This window comes from Rhodohalobacter sp. (assembly GCF_034521535.1).
Taxonomy (GTDB): domain Bacteria; phylum Bacteroidota; class Rhodothermia; order Balneolales; family Balneolaceae; genus Rhodohalobacter.
On sequence record NZ_JAXHMF010000005.1, the window covers coordinates 617,810 to 636,951 of the forward strand.

The 19,142-nt window shown below is 42.6% G+C and carries 17 protein-coding genes; 8 read left to right on the forward strand and 9 right to left on the reverse strand.

Features of this window, described 5'->3' with window-relative positions; all coding sequences use genetic code 11:
* Positions 1–3: 3 nt before the first annotated feature.
* The 8 genes from purN to U5K35_RS09710 all read right to left on the reverse strand — a co-directional run bounded on the left by purN (position 4) and on the right by U5K35_RS09710 (position 8,178).
* The gene (gene purN, locus U5K35_RS09675; protein ID WP_322571254.1) at positions 4–582 is read right to left on the reverse strand and encodes a phosphoribosylglycinamide formyltransferase; all 579 of its coding nucleotides are present in this window, start codon (positions 580–582) and stop codon (positions 4–6) included.
* 78 nt (positions 583–660) lie between these two features.
* Entirely contained in the window at positions 661–1,770 is a 1,110-nt protein-coding gene (locus U5K35_RS09680) for an AI-2E family transporter (protein WP_322571255.1), read from the reverse strand.
* Positions 1,763–2,461, reverse strand: a complete 699-nt coding sequence (locus U5K35_RS09685) for a regulatory protein RecX (RefSeq protein ID WP_322571256.1) — start codon at positions 2,459–2,461, stop codon at positions 1,763–1,765. Before U5K35_RS09685 ends, U5K35_RS09680 begins: the two co-directional genes overlap by 8 nt.
* A 6-nt stretch (positions 2,462–2,467) precedes the next feature.
* The gene (recA, locus tag U5K35_RS09690; RefSeq protein WP_322571257.1) at positions 2,468–3,523 is read right to left on the reverse strand and encodes a recombinase RecA; all 1,056 of its coding nucleotides are present in this window, start codon (positions 3,521–3,523) and stop codon (positions 2,468–2,470) included.
* Positions 3,524–3,704: 181 nt separating this feature from the next.
* Positions 3,705–4,544, reverse strand: coding sequence for a TIGR02757 family protein (locus tag U5K35_RS09695; protein WP_322571258.1), 840 nt, complete (start codon positions 4,542–4,544; stop codon positions 3,705–3,707).
* Positions 4,541–5,638, reverse strand: a complete 1,098-nt coding sequence (gene mutY / locus U5K35_RS09700; RefSeq protein ID WP_322571259.1) for an A/G-specific adenine glycosylase — start codon at positions 5,636–5,638, stop codon at positions 4,541–4,543. Before mutY ends, U5K35_RS09695 begins: the two co-directional genes overlap by 4 nt.
* A 1-nt stretch (position 5,639) precedes the next feature.
* Positions 5,640–7,217, reverse strand: a complete 1,578-nt coding sequence (locus tag U5K35_RS09705) for an Ig domain-containing protein (protein ID WP_322571260.1) — start codon at positions 7,215–7,217, stop codon at positions 5,640–5,642.
* Positions 7,204–8,178: an NAD-dependent epimerase/dehydratase family protein gene (locus U5K35_RS09710; protein WP_322571261.1), complete on the reverse strand. Its 975-nt coding sequence runs from the start codon at positions 8,176–8,178 to the stop codon at positions 7,204–7,206. The genes U5K35_RS09705 and U5K35_RS09710 overlap by 14 nt, the downstream gene beginning before the upstream one ends.
* Positions 8,179–8,266: 88 nt before the next feature.
* Between U5K35_RS09710 and U5K35_RS09715 the strand changes: the two genes are divergently transcribed.
* From U5K35_RS09715 to U5K35_RS09750, 8 genes are all read left to right on the forward strand, one after another.
* Positions 8,267–9,400, forward strand: coding sequence for a glycosyltransferase family 1 protein (locus U5K35_RS09715; RefSeq protein WP_322571262.1), 1,134 nt, complete (start codon positions 8,267–8,269; stop codon positions 9,398–9,400).
* 75 nt (positions 9,401–9,475) lie between these two features.
* The gene (locus U5K35_RS09720) at positions 9,476–10,519 is read left to right on the forward strand and encodes a glycosyltransferase family 4 protein (protein WP_322571263.1); all 1,044 of its coding nucleotides are present in this window, start codon (positions 9,476–9,478) and stop codon (positions 10,517–10,519) included.
* Between the two features lie 85 nt (positions 10,520–10,604).
* On the forward strand, positions 10,605–11,852 hold the full coding sequence (locus U5K35_RS09725) for an aminotransferase class I/II-fold pyridoxal phosphate-dependent enzyme (protein ID WP_322571264.1): 1,248 nt from the start codon (positions 10,605–10,607) through the stop codon (positions 11,850–11,852).
* A 15-nt stretch (positions 11,853–11,867) separates the two neighbouring features.
* Entirely contained in the window at positions 11,868–13,001 is a 1,134-nt protein-coding gene (locus U5K35_RS09730) for a hypothetical protein (protein ID WP_322571265.1), read from the forward strand.
* 323 nt (positions 13,002–13,324) lie between these two features.
* The gene (locus U5K35_RS09735; protein ID WP_322571266.1) at positions 13,325–14,698 is read left to right on the forward strand and encodes a class II fumarate hydratase; all 1,374 of its coding nucleotides are present in this window, start codon (positions 13,325–13,327) and stop codon (positions 14,696–14,698) included.
* Positions 14,699–14,989: 291 nt separating this feature from the next.
* The gene (locus U5K35_RS09740) at positions 14,990–17,395 is read left to right on the forward strand and encodes an alpha-ketoacid dehydrogenase subunit alpha/beta (protein WP_322571267.1); all 2,406 of its coding nucleotides are present in this window, start codon (positions 14,990–14,992) and stop codon (positions 17,393–17,395) included.
* Between the two features lie 282 nt (positions 17,396–17,677).
* A complete protein-coding gene (locus U5K35_RS09745) occupies positions 17,678–17,905 on the forward strand; it encodes a hypothetical protein (RefSeq protein ID WP_322571268.1) in 228 nt (75 codons plus the stop codon).
* A gap of 7 nt (positions 17,906–17,912) precedes the next feature.
* On the forward strand, positions 17,913–18,206 hold the full coding sequence (locus tag U5K35_RS09750) for a type II toxin-antitoxin system RelE/ParE family toxin (protein ID WP_322571269.1): 294 nt from the start codon (positions 17,913–17,915) through the stop codon (positions 18,204–18,206).
* A 10-nt stretch (positions 18,207–18,216) separates the two neighbouring features.
* Here U5K35_RS09750 and cyoE read toward each other — a convergent pair whose 3' ends face one another.
* A complete protein-coding gene (gene cyoE, locus U5K35_RS09755) occupies positions 18,217–19,122 on the reverse strand; it encodes a heme o synthase (protein ID WP_322571270.1) in 906 nt (301 codons plus the stop codon).
* Positions 19,123–19,142: the final 20 nt, after the last annotated feature.

Below are 19,142 nucleotides of genomic sequence, written 5' to 3' on the forward strand. Positions count from 1 at the left end.
TAGTTAGTTATTGTTTAAAATTTCAGCGATTACGTTTGGGAGCAGTTTATGCTCTTCTTTAAGAATTTTTTGAGCCAAGGTTTCAGGAGTATCATCATCCGATACCACAACTTTTGTTTGCTTGATAATATCACCTTTATCGTAGTGCTCATTCACAAAATGGACGGTACAGCCCGATTCAGTTTCACCGGCATCAACAACAGCTCTGTGCACCTTTATCCCATAATATCCTTTTCCGCCAAATTTAGGCAGCAGTGAAGGATGGATATTGATGATTTTGTTGCGATACTGTTCGATTACTTCAGAAGGAATTTTTTTCAAGAATCCGGCCAGAACAATCAAGTTGGGGTTCCACTCTTTTAGTTTTGAAAGTAAAACTTCAGAAAAGGTGGCTTCCGAACTTTTATCCGGCAGTATGTAGTGAGGTATATTGTGAGATATGGCTCTTTCAATAGCGCCGATTCCGGGGCGGCTGGCAATTAAACCGCTAATCTGCGCTTCTATCTCACCTTTTCCAATAGAATCGATGATTGCCTGAAAATTACTTCCTGAGCCGGAAGCAAACACAACGATGTTTTTCAAAATTGAAGTTTTTCGTGTTGGACCGTTCGGCAAGAAGATAGGCAAAGATGGGTGATAATTCACCTCGATAATAAGAATCTACTCAGGAATTTTTTCCTGAATTTGAGGCTTTTCAGCAGCTTCCCTGTTAAGCCTGAAGATGTGGTAATTGTTAAAACTCCATACGATCTGGTTAATAGTGATTTTAATAATTGTGGCAATTGGAATGGCAATCAACATTCCAAGAATCCCCGCTGTTTGAGCACCGATCATGATAATAAAAAGTATGGCCACCGGGTGTATGTCGGCTGACTTGGAAAAAATCAGTGGCTGAAGAACTACGTTGTCTAAGATTTGAGCGAAGAGTACAGCCATGATACTTGGCAGTACCAAAGAAAAATCACCGGTTTCGATAATGGATATGGTAATCGACAAAATATAGCCGATTAGCGGGCCAAAGTATGGAATTGAATTGGAGATACCGATGGCAATACCTACCGAAGCCGCGTTGTTTAATCCCGCAAAAGACAATGCCAGCCATGAAGCAATTCCGACAATTGTACATTGCAGAGCCACGCTTCTGAAGTAATGCCCCAATCGGGTTTCGATTTTGTCAATCAGGGTAAGGATTGATTCAAAATATTTATTGGGGACTAACTCGAGCAGATCGCGACGAATTTTAAATCCGTCTTTCAGGAAGAAGAAAGTTGCAAAGGGAATGATCAGGAAAGCAGCAAAAAGGTTTGTGAATATGCCAATAAGATCACTTAAAATGTCAGAAAAACGGCCAATGTTGAAAAAGTCTTCAGCGAGTACCTCAATGTTTTCCCGTAAATATCCCGGCGGGATAAAATCGAGGTATTCTCTCAGCTGCAATTCTACCTGATTGGCAATAAATATCATGTTGTCTGTAGTGAGCTGCCGGGTCAATCCCGCCATTTGATTGGCTACGATTGGAATGACACTGGTGGAAATCCATGCAATCAAAAGAATCATGGAAGAGAGAGTAATTGTGATTGCGAACGTGCGGTTCATTCCTGCGGCTTGCATTCGGTTCACTATAGGATCAAGCAGATAGCTTAACAGCATTGCGATGATTGCGTAAGCAACAAGATTGATGTAATTGAAAACGATCAGTGCTACTATCACTAAGGTTGCCAATCCAATAATGGATTTGATGATATTTTCGAATGTCAGATTTTTAAACATCGAAATCGTTTTTAATCCTATCTATCGCTTTGGTTACTGTGGATGCGGTAAAGCCTTTGCCTGCAAGATAGCGATACATTTTCTGTTTTCTTTTCAAGGTATCCGTCTCACGAAAAAAATGGCGCTTTCTTTTGGTGAGTAAATCTACACAAATCTGAACTTGGTCCAAATCGTTAGTTATACTTCGAACAGCTTTTTCTGCGACAGGTTTACCGACTCCTTTTTTGCGAAGGGCGGCTTTAATTTTTATCGGACCCCAATTTTTAAATTCGGCTTTGTCAGCTGCAAACTTTTTAGCAAAAGATTCATCATTCAATAGCCCTTTTTGATCGAATTCATCCAGGACATTATCAATGATGTTTGCCGGATATCCTTTTTTTAAAGCTTTCTGCTTAAGCTCAAATGAGCCGTGATCCCGCCGGCTCAGATAGTCATAAAAGGTATCTTTTATTTTTTGATACTCTTCTGCCTCGAGGATTTTCTCAAATAAAAAAGGCGTCAGTTCAACGCCTTTTTTTAGTGACAGATCGATTAAAGTTTGGGATGAAACCCCGACGAGAAATGTGTCATCATGGAAAAGCGAAAAGCGATCTTTCCGCTTTTTCTGAGTAGAAACAGAGGTGATTTTCAAAGGAAGCTTCTCTGAAATATCCTGTTTCTCCCGAGGGTTTCCGTCCCGCTTTTTATACATCCGTTTTTATTTTTCTGCTTTAGCCGTTTCTTTTTCTTTCTCTTTGGACTCATCCTCAGCAGGATTTTCATCCGGCATCAATTTTTTACGAACCGTTTTTTCAATTTTGTTTGCCAGTTCTTCATCCTCTTCGAGGAACTGAATAGCCGCATCGGTTCCCTGTCCGATTGGCTCTCCATCGTACCGATACCAGCTTCCGCGTTTCTCAATAATATCATATTCGACGGCAAGATCGAGAACTTCGTTGATTCTGGAAATTCCCTGTCCGTACAGAATATTAAACTCAACCACTTTAAAAGGAGGAGCAACCTTATTTTTCACAATCTTAACCTTTGTTCGGTTACCCAGAACTTCATCACCTTTTTTGATCGATCCTATCCTGCGTATATCAATTCGTACTGACGAGTAAAATTTAAGGGCACGGCCACCGGTTGTGGTTTCAGGGTTTCCGAACATTACACCGATTTTCTCCCGTACCTGATTGATAAACACACATGCAGTTCTTGTTTTACTTACCACACCCGTAATTTTCCGGAGTGCCTGAGACATCAATCGCGCCTGAAGGCCCATATGGGAATCTCCCATTTCTCCTTCAAGTTCTGCGCGCGGTACCAAAGCGGCAACGGAGTCAACTACAATCACATCCAAAGCTCCTGAACGAATCAGTGTTTCTGTAATTTCCAGCGCCTGCTCACCGCTGTCGGGCTGAGAAACTAACAGTTCATCCGTGTTGATTCCAAGGTTTCGTGCATACTTTGGATCAAATGCGTGTTCCGCATCTATAAATGCTGCGTAGCCGCCTTTCTTCTGCGCTTGCGCTATAATCTGAAGCGCAAGCGTGGTTTTACCACTTGCCTCCGGACCGTAAATTTCTGTAACTCTCCCTCTTGGAATTCCGCTCACGCCGAGCGCATAGTCAACCATGATGGAACCTGTGGAAATGGCGTCTACTTCGTTGTAGGGATTGTCGCCCAGGCGCATCACAGTTCCTTTACCATGCTGCTTTTCTATCTGCCCGATTGCTATATCAATTGCTTTTGCCTTGTCGTTTTCTTTTGCCATGGTAATGTAATTATAGGTTGTTTTATTAATTCTGTTACAATCTAAGAAAAACCGGTGTCAACATATTGTCATCCTTATTCAAAAAACTTCAGTATATGTTCGATTTATATGTATGATACAAATTCGAGAGGTTCCTTACAGAAATAATTTAAATTTTTTTAAGCGCCTGAAATCAAAAGACTCAAACTTTATTTAAAATGAACCGTACGGGTAACGAGTAATCAAGCGCACCAATACCGAAAAGCGCGTAATCATATCTTGCAGGATCATCCGGGTTCATCAAAGATAAAGTCTCAGTAAGTTGATTGACGGTTTTCCAATCATCGCTCCTTCGCGAAATCAAACCATATTTTCTGGCTTGGCGTGCCACATGTACGTCGAAGGGTATTAGCAGTTCAGATGGTTCCATGAAATTCCAGATTCCCACGTCAACCGGACTATTTTTACGAATAGTCCATCTCAGATACATATATAATCTCTTGCAGGTGCTTCCTTTCTCAGGATCGGAAACGTGCTTTCGGGTACGGCTTGCAAGATCACTGCTCATAGAGAAAAAACGCTCATGAAAAACAGCGAGAAACGGTCGCTTTTGTTCGAATCCAATATCTCTGCATCTTTTCCAAAACGACTCAAAGTCAGAATATTCATGATAGATATTCTGTAATGCCAGGATCAATCCGTGAATGTCTATCGGTTTAAATGTGCGATGTTTGAATCCTTTTAGCGCAAAGTAGTCTTTTTGTTCATAACTCATCACGAATTCGTGCGGCCGGTAATTCATCCGTTTTAGCAGATCATCCACTTTTGCCACAACAATATCACGTCTGCCCCAGGCCATTGTGGCAGCAAAGAAACCGGCCAGTTCAATATCCTTCTTATCGGTGAACATATGCATGAACTGGACCGGATCATGTTGAATGTAGTCCGGTTGTTCTACCTCATCATTAATCTCGTCCAGCAATGGCTTCAATTCCATTAATGAGCTGTAGGATCTTCTGCGAAGGGGAGGACGAATATTCATGAGGAGATAAACCTGGTTAAATCAGAATTTTCCATCTGTTTTAACTCATCAATCAACGTCTTGTTCGCTTTGGGAAATGGGTATTGATCTATCTCTGAGAGTGATACCCATCTCAGCTCTTTTCCGCTGATCGGTTTCGGAGTTCCGTTCGCCACGCTACACCAATAGGCGTGCATGGTGATTTTGAAATGAGAGTAGGCGTGTTTCAGTTTTTTGAACTTTTTGTAGACATCAACTTTCACATCGAGTTCCTCATTCAGTTCGCGACTTACGGCTTCGGGTAAAGATTCACCGTTTTCCTTTTTTCCGCCGGGAAATTCCCATAATCCACCCAGCATCACATCATTCGGTCTTAACGCAATGAGTAGTTCATTCTTTTGGTTCACAATAAGTCCAACCGCAATTTGATGATGTGGTACTTTTTTAGCCGGTGATTTATAGGGAATGGTATCGGTTTTAACGGTCTGATAGGCAACGCAATCCAGTGAGAGAGGACATTGATCACAAAGAGGATTTTTGGGTGTGCAGACGGTTGCTCCAAGCTCCATTATAGCCTGATTGAAGTCTCCGGGTTCGTCAGCAGAAATGAGGTCATCTGCAAAAGACTGAACTCTTTTCTTGGTTTTTCCGGATCGAATATCATCTTCAATTCCATAATATCTAGCCAAAACACGTATCACATTTCCATCAACAACAGCGTGCTTTTTTTGAAATGCAATACTTAAAACAGCGGCCGCGGTGTAGGGTCCGATTCCCTTTAATTGGGTAATGGTTTCGTAATCAGAAGGGATGTTTCCCTGAAACTGTTCAACCACCATTTTTGCGGCTTGATGCAAATTCCGTCCGCGGCTGTAATATCCCAAACCTTCCCATTGTTTCAATACCTTCTGCTGATCTGCATCAGCCAAATCATAAACGGTGGGAAAAGCTTCTAAAAAACGACGGTAGTAAGGGATAACCGTATCTACGCGAGTCTGCTGAAGCATGATCTCCGAGACCCATATTTTGTAAGGAGACTCTGTTTTTCTCCAGGGCAGGTCGCGTTTGTTATTGTGGTACCAATCGAGAAGTTTTTTTGAAAAGCTGTGTGACACTCTAAAACTCTTGGTCTGAATTGGACTCTTCAATTTCTACAACCCGGATTTCAAAATCCTGTGACGCAGCGGCTCCAAATTGATCAGTAGCGATAACCTGAAACGTGTGTTCGCCTACTTGCCGGATATTCGGGGTCCAGGTAAATCGCCCGCTTTTTTCATTAATTCTGGCTCCGCTCGGGAGGTCTACGCCCAAATAGCGAATCAGGTCCTGATCCATTCCGTCCGGATCAATAGCGTCTATTTGATACTCAAATTGCTCACCTACGGGAACTGTGATTGGCCGTGCAGACGAAAATCTTGGAGGTGCGTTAAACGGCCTGAGGTCGATCATAAACTCCTGGCTGGCATTCTGACCTGACCTGTTTGTTGCGGTAATTGTTACTCTTTGCCGTCCCGTTTGGGTAGCTGAAGGTTGCCAGTAAAATGTATTACCGCGAATTTTGGCATTGTTAAAAGAGGCACTGTAGCTGAACGTAACCTCTCCCGGATTGTATCCGTTTTCCAATTTAATGGGTAAAATCAATGGCCGGGGAAATGGCAGTGTAATATCCTCGATTGGCTGAAGCGCAAATTCGCCCGTGCCGGATTGATCCGATCTGCCTTCATCGCCGGAAGTCAGTACAACGGGGGAGATTTGGTTGAACTCCGAAACCCAGAGCTTATCTTCGGTAACCGTAAAATAGTTTCCTGCATTGGTATCCGATTTCCACTCTGTCAATGAATTTCCAAACTCACCAATCCAAAGTTTGTTGTCCGAAGTTCTAACGACCAGATGATTATTCCAGATGTCTATTTTGTCGACAGCACTGTTCACCTGGGCTGTTTGCCGCATTCTGCCGTCAGAATTAATTAAGTAGATATTTCCGGAACGATCCGCACCGATCAGCTCTTGATCCGTGATAAATATTTTTTCGATGCTGCGTTCTGTTTCAACACGTTCAATATGTTCAAGCTGACCTTCTCTTTCAGGATCTGAAGAGAGTGAAAAGATATCTATTTGATTGTCATTGCTGAGCGCGTAAAGAGTTCTGTTTCTGTCCGATGCCAGGCTTTGAACTCGGCTATCCCCAAAAATATCTTCAAACGGATACTCAATATTGCCGTCAACGGCCTCAGGTGTTTCCAAATTTATTTTTCCAAAACCATTAGATCCCAAAGCAACGTAAAGATTGTTGGATATCCTTTCTACAGCCAGTGGACGGGCCGGCAAAACGGTTGCGGAGTAGACGCCTAAAACAGAAGTGGGTTCAACGACGGTCAATCTACGGTTATCTCCATAGATGTAGGCAAAGCGGATATCACTGTCCATGATGTGTCCGCGCTGCTGCATTCCGGTAGATGAGTAGAGCCACTGGGGTGAATCGCCATGAGCTCTGAATACGATAAGCCCCTCGCTTTCAGAAAGCACATAAAGATGGGTTTCTGAACTGTGAACATTCAGAATATCCGGTATCTCCATACGATGTCTGAAATCGTGAGCAAATTGGGCAAAAGCTGATGATCCTGCATCAAGAACAAAAAGGAGTATGAGTGTGAGGGGTAGATACTTTTTCATCATCAAATTATAGCCATCCATGTTTTTTGTACCATCTCAAAGTACGGGAAATTCCTTCTTCGAGAGAATATTCCGGTTGATAGTCCAGTTCGCGTTTCGCTTTGTCGTGAGTACATGTCCACTCAAGGATCATTTCATTCGCTTTTTCCCGGTTGATAACGGGATATAAACCAAAAAATGATGCAGTAGTTTCCACAGCACCCGCAATTTTTTTAACCCACGCCGGATTCAACTTAACCGGTACGTTTTTCTTATTGAGTACTGTAGTGACAATGTCGCGAATCATGTTCCAGTTGGCAATTTTTTCACCATCAATAAAATACGTGTGAATACCGGGTTCAGTTTGATCCGCCGATTTTAGAATTGCCTGAACAACATCTTTTACGTAGACAATTGACAGTTGAGGATGGTTGCCATCTCCAACAATTGGCGCAATGCCATATTTCATCATTTTGAAAAGCGTGAAAATCTGATCTTCCCGCGGACCATAAACAGCCGGAGGACGCAAAATGGTAATCGACATGTCGTCCGGGGCTACTTCATGGATCATCTCCTCCATTCTTTTTTTGGACTTACCGTACATACTCACGGGATTCATGGGATCATCCTCGGTAAGCGGAGAGCCGTTACTGGGTCCTGCTGCGGCCAAAGAGGATAAAATGACCATCTTTTTTATGTTGTTCTTCATGGCCAGACGCAAAAGGTTTTCCGTAGCTTGAACGTTGGCATGATTAAACTCAGCCTGAGTGGGAGCCTTAACAATTGCTGCTATGTGAAAAATCACGTCAACACCGTTAAGCGCTTTGTCCATTGACTGGATTGAGCTTAAGTCTCCTTCAACTTTTATAAAATCTTTCCTCTCAAGCCACTTTTCCCGGCTCCGGACCAGACATTTAACATCTTCATAGTCTTGATGCTTGATCAGTGCGTCGGTGAGATGGCTTCCGATAAATCCGGTTCCACCGGTAACAAATGCGTTCATTTAATTTGTATATTCAATACTTTAAAATTCTTTCAATCCAAACGGTGACGTTTCTAAAATACAAAGTTACCCATTGCATAAAAACTACATGAGCAGGTTCAAAGTAGCGCTATTCACGGGAAATTATAATCATATTCGCGACGGAGTTTCATTAACACTTAATCGAATGGTTAAGTTTATGTTGGAGAACGACGTTGAGTTTAAAATTTTCGGCCCTACAGTAGACGAACCTGCACTGGAACATACCGGTGAATTTGTAGCTGTTCCCTCAATTAGTTTACCCGGCAGACCTGAATATAGAGTGTCTACTGATTTATCATCAGAAGCGAGAAGGCACCTGAGAGAATTCAAACCCGATCTGGTGCATATAGCGACTCCTGATGTACTTGGATATAAAGCGCTGCGCTGGGCGATTGATCATGAAAAGCCGGTTGTTTCATCATATCATACCCATTTTACGAGCTATCTGAAGTATTACAAGCTCTCCTTTATTGAACCGCTGCTTTGGAAATATCTTAATTGGTTTTATAGTCACTGCGAACAACTTTATGTACCAACTCCGTCCATGGCTGAATGGCTGAAGGAGATGGGAGTGGTTGCAGATTTGAAAATTTGGGCACGCGGAATCAATACAGACCAATTTACGCCGGAAAACCGGGATGAAGAGTGGAGGCAAAAACTAGGTTTTAAGCCGGATGATGTTGTTGTTACGTTCATCTCCAGATTGGTTTGGGAAAAAAATCTAAAACTGTTTTCCGATGTATTAAATCGATTGATGCAAAAACACAATCACGTTAAAGCGATGGTTGTGGGGGACGGACCGGCAGGAGATGAATTGAAACAAATTTTACCGAATGCAGTTTATACAGGCTTCCTGACCGGAGATGATTTGTCGAAAGCGTATGCCAGCAGTGACGTCTTTTTCTTTCCATCAGACACAGAAACTTTTGGAAATGTTACACTCGAAGCGATGGCAAGTGGGCTGCCTTGTGTAGTGGCTGATGCCGTTGGCAGTAAATCATTGGTGGAACACGAAGAGAATGGATATCTTGCGCCGGTTGAAAAAAGTGACCTATTTTACTCGTATATTGAAGAGTTAGTTCAAAATCCGGGATTGAGAAAAAAGATGGCTGATGCATCAAGGCAGAAAGCCGGAAATTACAGTTGGCAAAATATTAATGGAAAATTGCTCAGCTATTACGAGCAAGTGTTAGATCTATAAGCAGTAAGAGTGCGAATACTTTATATATCACATTTACATCCCCCAAAAGATCAGCCTCTCGAAAATGTGGGAGGAATGCAAAATGTAAGCATCCAAATGGTGAACGCCATGAAGCGTCGCGACGATGTGGAGATGGAAACAATCATATTGAATGCAACCTGGAAGTTTATTGGCATAAAAAGTTTTCTTTTTTTGCTTTCACTTTTATGGAGGATCCCATCCGTTGTTAAAAAGTTCAATCCTGATATTATACTTTTCTCTTCGATGGTAACGGCGGGTGTTTTGCCATTTATGATTCGAAAACCGAAAGTGCCCTGTGTTACAATCAACCACGGGCAGGATGTGACTCTTCCCTTTTTTGCCTATCAGTGGTACATCAAATATGTGTTTCAGAATTTACAGGGAGTCATATCGGTCTCTTCGGCAACCCGGCAAGCCTGCATTGAGCGTGGCATGTCTCCCGAAATTGGAGTTGCCCTTCCCAACGGATTTGATATGAGCGTTTTGAAAAAACTACCTGAAAAGGAGAAAGCTCGAAAGATCCTGGAGGAAGAGTTCGATATTGATTTGTCAGAAAAAAAACTTCTGCTTACTGTTGGCCGGCAGGTGAAACGGAAAGGCCATAAGTGGTTCATTGAAGAAGTATTTGAAAAAGTTGATAAAAATACCATCTACCTGATGATCGGTGATGGCCCTGAAAACCAGAATATCAGAGAAGCAAGAGAAAAGTGTTCCGATAAAGAGCGAATCATCATAGCCGGTAAACAACCGGATAAAGTTCTCAATGCAGCTTATGCCGGTGCAGATTTATTTCTGATGCCTAACATCCCTGTAGAAGGTGATATGGAAGGATTCGGTATTGTACTTTTAGAAGCCAATCGTGCCGGAGTTCCTGCTGTTGCCTCCGACTTAGAAGGTATTAAGGATGTGATTAAACAGGGTGTTAACGGTTACAGAGTTCCTCATGGAGATGCGGAAAAATTCTCGTCTAAAGTGAACGAAGTACTGAAAAATAATCTTTCAGTGCTGTCAGTGTCTTCGGAAAGATATGTAAGAAAGAATTTCAATTGGGACACTGTTGTGGGAAGATATATCGACTTCCTGAAAAGCGTGAATTAAAAAGATAACAGTCACGTTACAATAATTTGATAGAAAAGTAATACTCGGTATATTTACCTGATTAATGAAAATGTAATTTTTTAGCATGGCCGACTCTAAAGCCGATACTTCTTATAAAAATATTTTTAAGAAAGCGTACGATTTTACAAAAGCAGATGAGATCAAGGCGCAGGGACTATATCCTTATTTTAAACCTCTGCAGGCAACAGACGGTACAACTGTTCAGATAGAAGGACGTGAAGTTATAATGGCCGGCTCCAATAATTATCTTGGGTTAACCAATGATCCCCGCGTAATTAAAGCTGCTCAAGATGTTATTGGAAAGTATGGTACAGGGTGTACCGGTTCCAGATATTTAAACGGCACGCTTGATCTTCACCTCGAATTAGAGGATAAACTCGCAAAATTCATGAATAAAGAATCTTGCGTTCTGTTTAGTACAGGTTATCAAACCAACGAAGGTTCTATTCAAACCATTGCGGGAAGAAACGATATTATTTTTTCTGATCGTGATAACCACGCATGTATTGTTGTTGGAACTCAGGTTTCGAATGCAAAGACGGTACGCTACCGGCACAACGATATGGATCATTTGCGAACTATGCTTGAAAAAGCAGATCCAGATGCAGGTAAGATAATTGCTACTGACGGTGTTTTTTCAATGTCAGGAACATTGGCTAAAGTCCCTGAACTTGTGAAACTTGCCAAAGAGTTTGATGCTGCTTTATATCTGGATGATGCACACGCAATCGGGGTTGTCGGTGATGGCGGTCGAGGCTCCGCCTCTGTTTTCGGCCTCACTGACCAGGTGGAATTGATCAGTGGAACATTTTCAAAATCTTTTGCATCGCTTGGTGGATTTATTGTGGGAGACAGACCGGTTATTGAGTTTATCAGGCATAAATCACCTGCACATATATTCAGTGCAAGCATGCCGCCAGCGAACGTAGCAACCGTATTGAAATCACTCGAAATTTTGCAAGAAGAGACCTGGAGACTGGAAAGACTTGAGGAGATTTCGGACTACATGCGCAGAGAGTTGAGAAATTTAGGCTTTAATGTATGGTCCAGTCAGACGCCAATTATCCCGGTTGTGATCGGAGAAATGTACGACTGTTTTAGATTTTGGAAAGATCTTTTTGAAGCCGGTGTTTATGTGAATGCAGTTGTTCCTCCGGCAGTTCCCAGGGGACAGGCACTTGTTCGCACAAGCTATATGGCCACACACACCGATGAACATTTAGATAAAATTCTCAGTGCATTTAAAAAGGTAGGAATTAAGCACGGTATCATTGACAAAAATGGCCGTTCTCTTATTGAGGTAGGGACCTAATAAATCAATCATATAGTGGAAAGTAGTCCAAAAAGCAATTCCGTAACATTTATCACTACTGATTCTGAAAAGAAGGAATTCATCAGCTTTCCCTACTCGCACTATGAAAATGAGCAATATTGGGTGCCGCCACTTTTGATAGAGCAGAAAAAACTGCTCAACACCAAAAAAAATCCCTTCTACAAAAATGCTGAAATTGCTCTTTTTAATGCAGAGCATGAAGGCAAACCGGCCGGACGCTTAGCAGCAATTATTGATCACCGGTACAACGATTTTCACAATGCTAAAACCGGATTCTTCGGGTTTTTTGAGTGTATTGATCGGCAATCCACCACAGATTTACTATTTCGAGTAGCTGAAGACTGGCTTCGAGACAGGGGAATGACTGATGTCTTGGGTCCGGCAAATCCCAGTATGATGGATGAAATCGGAATTTTGGTTGAAGGCTTTGATAAGTATCCCAGCATTTTGATGCCCTATCATAAAACCTATTATGATAAACTTCTGAAAGGTGCGGGTTATGAAAAAGAGATGGATCTGCTAACCTACCTGGTTACGCAAGACAGCGTGGATCGTGAGCGTGCAAACCGTGCAATGGAAATTGTTAAAAAAAGACTTCCGGGTATTTCGATTCGGAAAATCAAGCTGAAAAAGATTAAAGACGAAGTGAAAATTATTCGTGAGCTCTTTAATTCAGCATGGAAAAATAATTGGGGATTTATACCGCTCTCATCTGAAGAATTTGATGCTCTTGCCAAAGATTTAAAAACCATTGTAGATCCGAACTTTGCTCACATCGCTGAGATTGACGGAAAGCCGGTGGCATTCTCTGTTGCACTTCCCGATTACAATCAGATTTTCAGAGACATGAATGGAAAATTACTGCCGTTTGGATGGCTGAAAATCCTGATGAACAAGAATAAAATTGACAAAGTCAGGACCGCTTTGATGGGCGTTATTCCCGAATATCAGGGACGCGGTATTGATGTTTTACTGCATCGCGAAGCGATCGAAAATGGCCTTGTGGAGGGTGTCTATTCATCCGAAGTGGGCTGGATTTTGGAAAATAATGTTCAAATGGTGCGGGTAGCTGAAAAGATTGGCGGTACTCTTGATAAGAGATATCGTATGTATAAAAAAGATCTCTGATTTCACTTCTCTAAATGCTATTGGGTAATAATTAAATACCCACTAAACCTATCCAAATTATCGTCTTGATTTGGAAGCGCTTCCCTTCAAATTTAGAGCAAAAAACCATACATTAATAAGTATGAAATTCTAACTGATATTGGTTCGATTTTGGAAATCACAAATCTCCCTGGCAGGGAGCTCGGCGAAAACCGGAGAGGTTTTATGCTCCAATTTATTTTTGCCGGCAGTGATTTATTAAGCTAACTGAAGAACTGTTATTTAATGAACATCAAAGTTTATTTGATCGAACCACTTCTTAAACAAACTAACGACTAAAAATTATGAGTGAATTCCGCATTGAAAGAGACTCTATGGGCGAGATTAAAGTACCTAAAGACGCATACTACGGGGCTCAAACCCAGCGTGCTTTTGATAACTTCCCGGTAAGTAAAATTCGATTTAACAGAGATTTTATCTCAGCACTCGGACGTGTAAAACATACGGCAGCTAAAGTGAATACAGATCTTGATCTGTTGGATAAAAATGTTTCAAAAGCCATACAGGCTGCGGCCGAAGAGGTGATGAAAGGAAAGTTTGATGAAGACTTTGTTGTCGACATCTTCCAGACCGGATCAGGGACCTCAACGAATATGAACGCGAACGAGATTATCTCTAAGCGCGCAAACGAACTGAAAGAAGGTACAGATGTAACTATCCACCCGAATGATCATGTGAATTACGGGCAGAGCTCAAATGACGTGATTCCCACAACGATTCGTGTGGCAGCAGTACTGTCGGTTCAAAACAACTTGATACCGGCGCTGAAGCATCTTCATAAAACAATTTTAGAGAAAGGTGAAGAGCTGAAAGATGTTGTAAAAACCGGACGAACCCACTTAATGGATGCGATGCCGGTCACTATTCAGCAGGAGTTCAGCGGATATGCCCGCCAGATTGAATTGGGTATCGAACGAATTGAATCGGCATTGGAGAGATTGCTGGAACTTCCACAGGGTGGAACAGCTGTCGGAACAGGAATTAACACGCATAAGGAGTTCGGTGCGAAGTTTGCCGCTGAAGTGGCTAAGGTAACGGGAGAAAAATTCCGTGAAGCCGAAAACCATTTTGAAGCACAGGCTACCGTTGATGCGCCTGTAGAACTTAGTTCACAATTAAAGACTTTGGCAGTCGGGCTGATGAAGATCGGTAACGATTTCCGTTGGATGAACTCAGGACCGAATGGAGGATTGGGAGAAGTTCGGCTGAAAGCACTGCAGCCTGGCTCATCTATCATGCCGGGTAAAGTAAATCCTGTGATTGAAGAGTCGCTTACGATGGTGAGTGCACAGGTTATCGGAAATGACGCGACCATCACAATTGCCGGACAATCCGGTAATTTTGAGTTGAACGTGATGCTGCCGGTGGTTGCACACAACCTGCTTCAGTCGATTGAAATTCTGGCCAATGCCACCCGAAACTTTGCAGACAGATCCGTGAGTGGACTGGAAGCGAGACGAGAAGAGATTAGCCAGATGGTTGGTAAAAATCCGATTTTGGTAACAGCTTTGAATCCGATTATCGGGTATGACAAGGCAGCGAAAATTGCCAAGAAAGCTTTTGCTGAAAACCGATCCGTTATGGATGTTGCAAGGGAAATGACAGACTTATCTGACGATGAGCTGAAAAAAGCGCTCGACCCGATCAACATGACGTAGTAAGCTTTTCGATTTTTGAACTTGGCCGGTGAAATATTTCGCCGGCCAAAATAAAATTGTTATAGATTTCCCCCTTTGAAGGGGGCAGGGGGATGATTGATATTAATCCCTAAATATGGAACAAAAAAACCGGATTGATTTTGATCGATCGCCGGTACGAAAGTGTTCAAAAGTGACTGATTCTGATATGGATAGAATCGCTTTCAATCTTTTTTGAAATTATATCACAGGGTTGTATTATTCCGCCGCCTGAATTTTGCGTAAGAAACGTTAAGTAAATATTTCCAGACTATGAGCAAGCAAGCGACCAAAGAAAAGAAGACAAAAAAGACGGATAATATTCTAAATGACTACAAACTTGTTTGCAAAAGTCGTGAAATGTCACTTCTTGGCCGTAAAGAGGTTTTGACAGGCAAAGCAAAGTTTGGAATATTCGGTGACGGGAAAGAGCTTCCGCAGCTGGCTCTTTCCAAACATTTTAAAGACGGGGATTTTAGGTCCGGTTATTATCGTGATCAAACCATTATGATGGCGATCGGTAAGCTGACCGTTGAACAGTTTTTTGCACAGCTCTATGCAAATCCGGATACGGAGAAAGATCCGAACTCAGGCGGTCGTCAGATGAACGCTCACTTTGCTACGCGGCTAATTGACGAAGAGGGCAATTGGGTGGATCAAACCGCTCAGAAGAATACCTCTGCAGACATGTCGCCAACGGCCGGACAGATGGCGCGCCTGCTTGGACTGGCTCAGGCATCTAAAGTATATCGTGAGAATGATTTATTGAGCGATTGGAAGCAGTTCTCAAAGAATGGAAATGAAGTTGCATGGGGAACCATAGGAGACGCGAGTACATCGGAAGGAATTTTTTGGGAGACAATCAATGCGGCAGGAGTTCTTCAGGTTCCTATGGTAATTTCTGTTTGGGATGACGGCTACGGGATTTCAGTTTCAAAAAAGTATCAGACCACAAAAGAGAGTATTTCTTCGGTACTTAGAGGATTTAAGCGTACGAAAAAGCAGCCCGGCTTTGAGATTATGAACGTAAAAGCGTGGGACTATCAGGCACTTCTGGACGCATATGCTGAAGCATCAAAAATTGCAAGAGAAGAGCATGTTCCCGTATTAGTTCACGTTGAAGAGGTTACACAGCCGCAGGGTCACTCAACATCCGGTTCACATGAGCGATATAAAGATGAAGAGCGACTGAATTGGGAAGAGGAGTACTGCTGCATCAATCAGTTCAGAAAGTGGATTGAGAAGGAGAACCTGTTGAAAGCTGATGAGCTCGATCGTATTGAAGAAGAGGCGAAAAAGGAAGTTCGGGAAGCGCAGAAAAAAGCGTGGCAGGAGTATCAGGACCCAATTAAGCAGCAAAAGGATGAGATGATGGCGCTCATCGATAGTCTGATTTCAAATCACTCCGACGTAGAAAAACTCGAAGAGCTTAAGAAAGGTCTCAAAAGAAAGAATAATGTCATTCGTAAGGATGTCATTTCAGCCGGGCGACAGGCACTGTTTGCCCTGAGAGGAAAAGATTCCGGTTCGAAAAGTGATCTGATTAAATGGCTTGATCATCAGCAGGAAGAGAATCAGCAGCGTTTCAATTCAAACCTGATCAGCGATACTCCAAACTCACCTTTGAATGTAGAGGAGGTGGCGCCTGCCTACCCTGATGAAGCCAAACAGGTGGATGGCCGTGTTGTACTGCGGGATAATTTTGATAAGATTTTTGATAAGTATCCGAATGCGCTCGTCTTTGGCGAGGATGTTGGTCAGCTCGGCGATGTGAATCTCGGACTGGAAGGGATGCAGGAGAAATACGGAGAACTTCGCGTGAGCGACACGGGAATTCGTGAAGCGACCATTCTCGGACAGGGCATTGGTATGTCGTTAAGAGGACTGCGTCCGATTGCGGAGATTCAGTATCTGGATTATCTGCTCTACTGCTTTCAGGGACTGAGCGATGACGTTGCCACGGTTCGATACAGAACCAGCGGTGGCCAGGCTTACCCACTAATTGTTCGAACACGGGGCCATAGACTGGAAGGAATCTGGCACTCCGGTTCGCCGATGGGAATGATCATCAACGGCGTGCGTGGCGTACATGTCTGCGTACCGAGAAATCTGACGCATGCGGCAGGATTTTATAATACCATGTTCCAAGGGGATGATCCCGCGCTCATCGTTGAGCCGCTCAATGCTTACAGGCTGAAAGAGAAATTGCCGGAAAATCTGGGTGAATTTACGCTTCCACTGGGTATTCCTGAAGTTGTTCAGGAAGGTGAAGATATCACTGTTGTTTCTTACGGATCTACTTTTAATCTGGTGCAATCTGTTTTACCACAGTTTGAAGAGGCCGGCATATCTGTGGAATTAATTGATGTTCGAACACTTCTGCCTTTTGACAGAAACGGGATGATTTTAGAATCACTCAAAAAGACCAATCGAATTCTCTTTGTGGATGAAGATGTACCCGGTGGAGCGACCGGTTACATGATGCAGCAGGTTATCGACGAGCAGGGCGGTTACCGCTATCTCGATTCAGAAGCGAAGTGCCTGACATCACAGCCACATCGTCCGGCTTACGCCACCGACGGAGACTACTTCTCCAAGCCCAATGCAGAAGATATCTTTGAAGCGGTTTATGAAATTATGCACGAGGCCAATCCGGGTAACTATCCGGCAATTCGTTGAGGTAAAGAGACTAAGACCTGACGGGATTCAGAAGCTGTCAGGTCTTAGGGATTTTAGAAAGGTCCGCATAATTTAAATGCGACGAGGAAAAGCAGTCAAGCAGCAAGAATCAACGAGAGTAACCATGCTAAATTTGAGTAATCCTTGAGTAAGGATCAGTTTGATTAGATCAAATACTGTAATTTCAATCCAAGGAGAATCTTTTCAAATACATTTGACTTTTTTGTTAAACTTCATAAGATAAATCTTGAGCTTTTTTAAACAAGTTAAGGACAGAAAACCATGGATTTAGATAAACGAAAAATCACCGTTGTTCAAAAATTACTTGCTACGGATCAAGAGAGTATTATTAAAGAGGTTGAACATATATTACTCCGAAACAAACCGGCAAAGCTTTCAAATGAGCAGAAAGAGATGATTGATGAAGCCCTGAACTCTCTGGAAAACGACGGTAAGATACTGCATGATGATGTAGTTCGGGAGACAGACGAGCGTTATAGAAAAAAGTAGTACCAATATGGAGAAGATCTATTGGTCACACAAAGCCAAATCTGATTATTGGTCAAACATCGATTTTATCGTTGAGCATTGGGATGTGAATGTTGCACATAAGTTTATAGAAAAAACGAATCAAACTATAAGCGTAATTCAAAGCAATCCAGATGCGTATCCGCTATCTGATTATAAAAATGTACGCCGGGCTGTTATTATACCTCAAATAGTGCTTTTCTACCAGATAAATAAAGATGTGTCAATCGATCTATTACGGTTTTGGAGTAGTTTTCAAAGTCCGGATAAGATTACCTTTTGAACCGACTCCCTTAAAGAATCATCCAGTCTAAAAAGACGAAAATCCAGACGAGAGGCAGGTAAACGAAGGAAGAGAACATAAGGGACTTTGCGGTGGGGATATCCCGTTTAACGGCAAATTTGATACCATACCATAGGAATGCAACAGTCGTAAGCATGGCTCCGGTTAAAAACAGCCATCCCATCAGCTCCATTACATACAATTTATAAACGGTAGGGATCAAAAGGACCAATGGCACCAATACCCAGAGAGTGGCTTTTAATCCTTTAGGGTCGTTTTTTGGAAGCATTTTAAATCCGGCGTGGTCATAATCTTTTTCACACACCCAAGCAATGGCTATCACATGAGGAATTTGCCAGCAGTAGATGATTCCAAATAGAATCCACATGCCGTGTTCAAAAACTGTTCCTGTGGCAGCCGCCCAACCACCAACTACAGGCAGTGCTCCCGGAACCGCACCGACAAACACATTGAGTGCTGATATCCGTTTCAGCGGGGTATACATGAAAAGATAGATTACCGTTGTTGCAAGCGATACAGCTCCTGCAACGGGATTTACAACAAAGCTCAGATATAAGAGGCCGGCAAAAATAAGTGTTAGGGAAAATATTACACCGTTCTTTGGAGCTATACGGGAATCTGGAAGCGGACGTTTGCTGGTTCGTTTCATCAGCCCGTCATAGCGATGTTCCAGAAACATGTTGTGTGCAGCAGTACCGGCGGCAACGAAATAGGTTCCAATGATAGCGTGGAGCATGAGCATATAATCCATACTTCCGGCCGACCCCATCAGGAATCCGATCAACATACTGGCCAATACGGTAAAGGTAATACCCGGCTTGGTCAGCTCATAATAGTCGCTGATAGTACCTGTAATTAATTGAAGAGTTCCGGCTTGGGTATCTGTGTTTTGCATCACTGTGATTAGGATTATAG

Bases quoted from the DNA above. Each gene is read 5' to 3' on its own strand.
- U5K35_RS09680 (WP_322571255.1), bottom strand. From the start codon at position 1,770: ATGTTTAAAAATCTGACATTCGAAAATATCATCAAATCCATTATTGGA.
- U5K35_RS09685 (WP_322571256.1), bottom strand. From the start codon at position 2,461: ATGTATAAAAAGCGGGACGGAAACCCTCGGGAGAAACAGGATATTTCA.
- recA (WP_322571257.1), bottom strand. From the start codon at position 3,523: ATGGCAAAAGAAAACGACAAGGCAAAAGCAATTGATATAGCAATCGGG.
- U5K35_RS09695 (WP_322571258.1), bottom strand. From the start codon at position 4,544: ATGAATATTCGTCCTCCCCTTCGCAGAAGATCCTACAGCTCATTAATG.
- U5K35_RS09705 (WP_322571260.1), bottom strand. From the start codon at position 7,217: ATGGATGGCTATAATTTGATGATGAAAAAGTATCTACCCCTCACACTC.
- U5K35_RS09710 (WP_322571261.1), bottom strand. From the start codon at position 8,178: ATGAACGCATTTGTTACCGGTGGAACCGGATTTATCGGAAGCCATCTC.
- U5K35_RS09715 (WP_322571262.1), top strand. From the start codon at position 8,267: ATGAGCAGGTTCAAAGTAGCGCTATTCACGGGAAATTATAATCATATT.
- U5K35_RS09720 (WP_322571263.1), top strand. From the start codon at position 9,476: ATGCAAAATGTAAGCATCCAAATGGTGAACGCCATGAAGCGTCGCGAC.
- U5K35_RS09725 (WP_322571264.1), top strand. From the start codon at position 10,605: ATGGCCGACTCTAAAGCCGATACTTCTTATAAAAATATTTTTAAGAAA.
- U5K35_RS09735 (WP_322571266.1), top strand. From the start codon at position 13,325: ATGAGTGAATTCCGCATTGAAAGAGACTCTATGGGCGAGATTAAAGTA.
- U5K35_RS09740 (WP_322571267.1), top strand. From the start codon at position 14,990: ATGAGCAAGCAAGCGACCAAAGAAAAGAAGACAAAAAAGACGGATAAT.
- U5K35_RS09745 (WP_322571268.1), top strand. From the start codon at position 17,678: ATGGATTTAGATAAACGAAAAATCACCGTTGTTCAAAAATTACTTGCT.
- U5K35_RS09750 (WP_322571269.1), top strand. From the start codon at position 17,913: ATGGAGAAGATCTATTGGTCACACAAAGCCAAATCTGATTATTGGTCA.
- cyoE (WP_322571270.1), bottom strand. From the start codon at position 19,122: ATGCAAAACACAGATACCCAAGCCGGAACTCTTCAATTAATTACAGGT.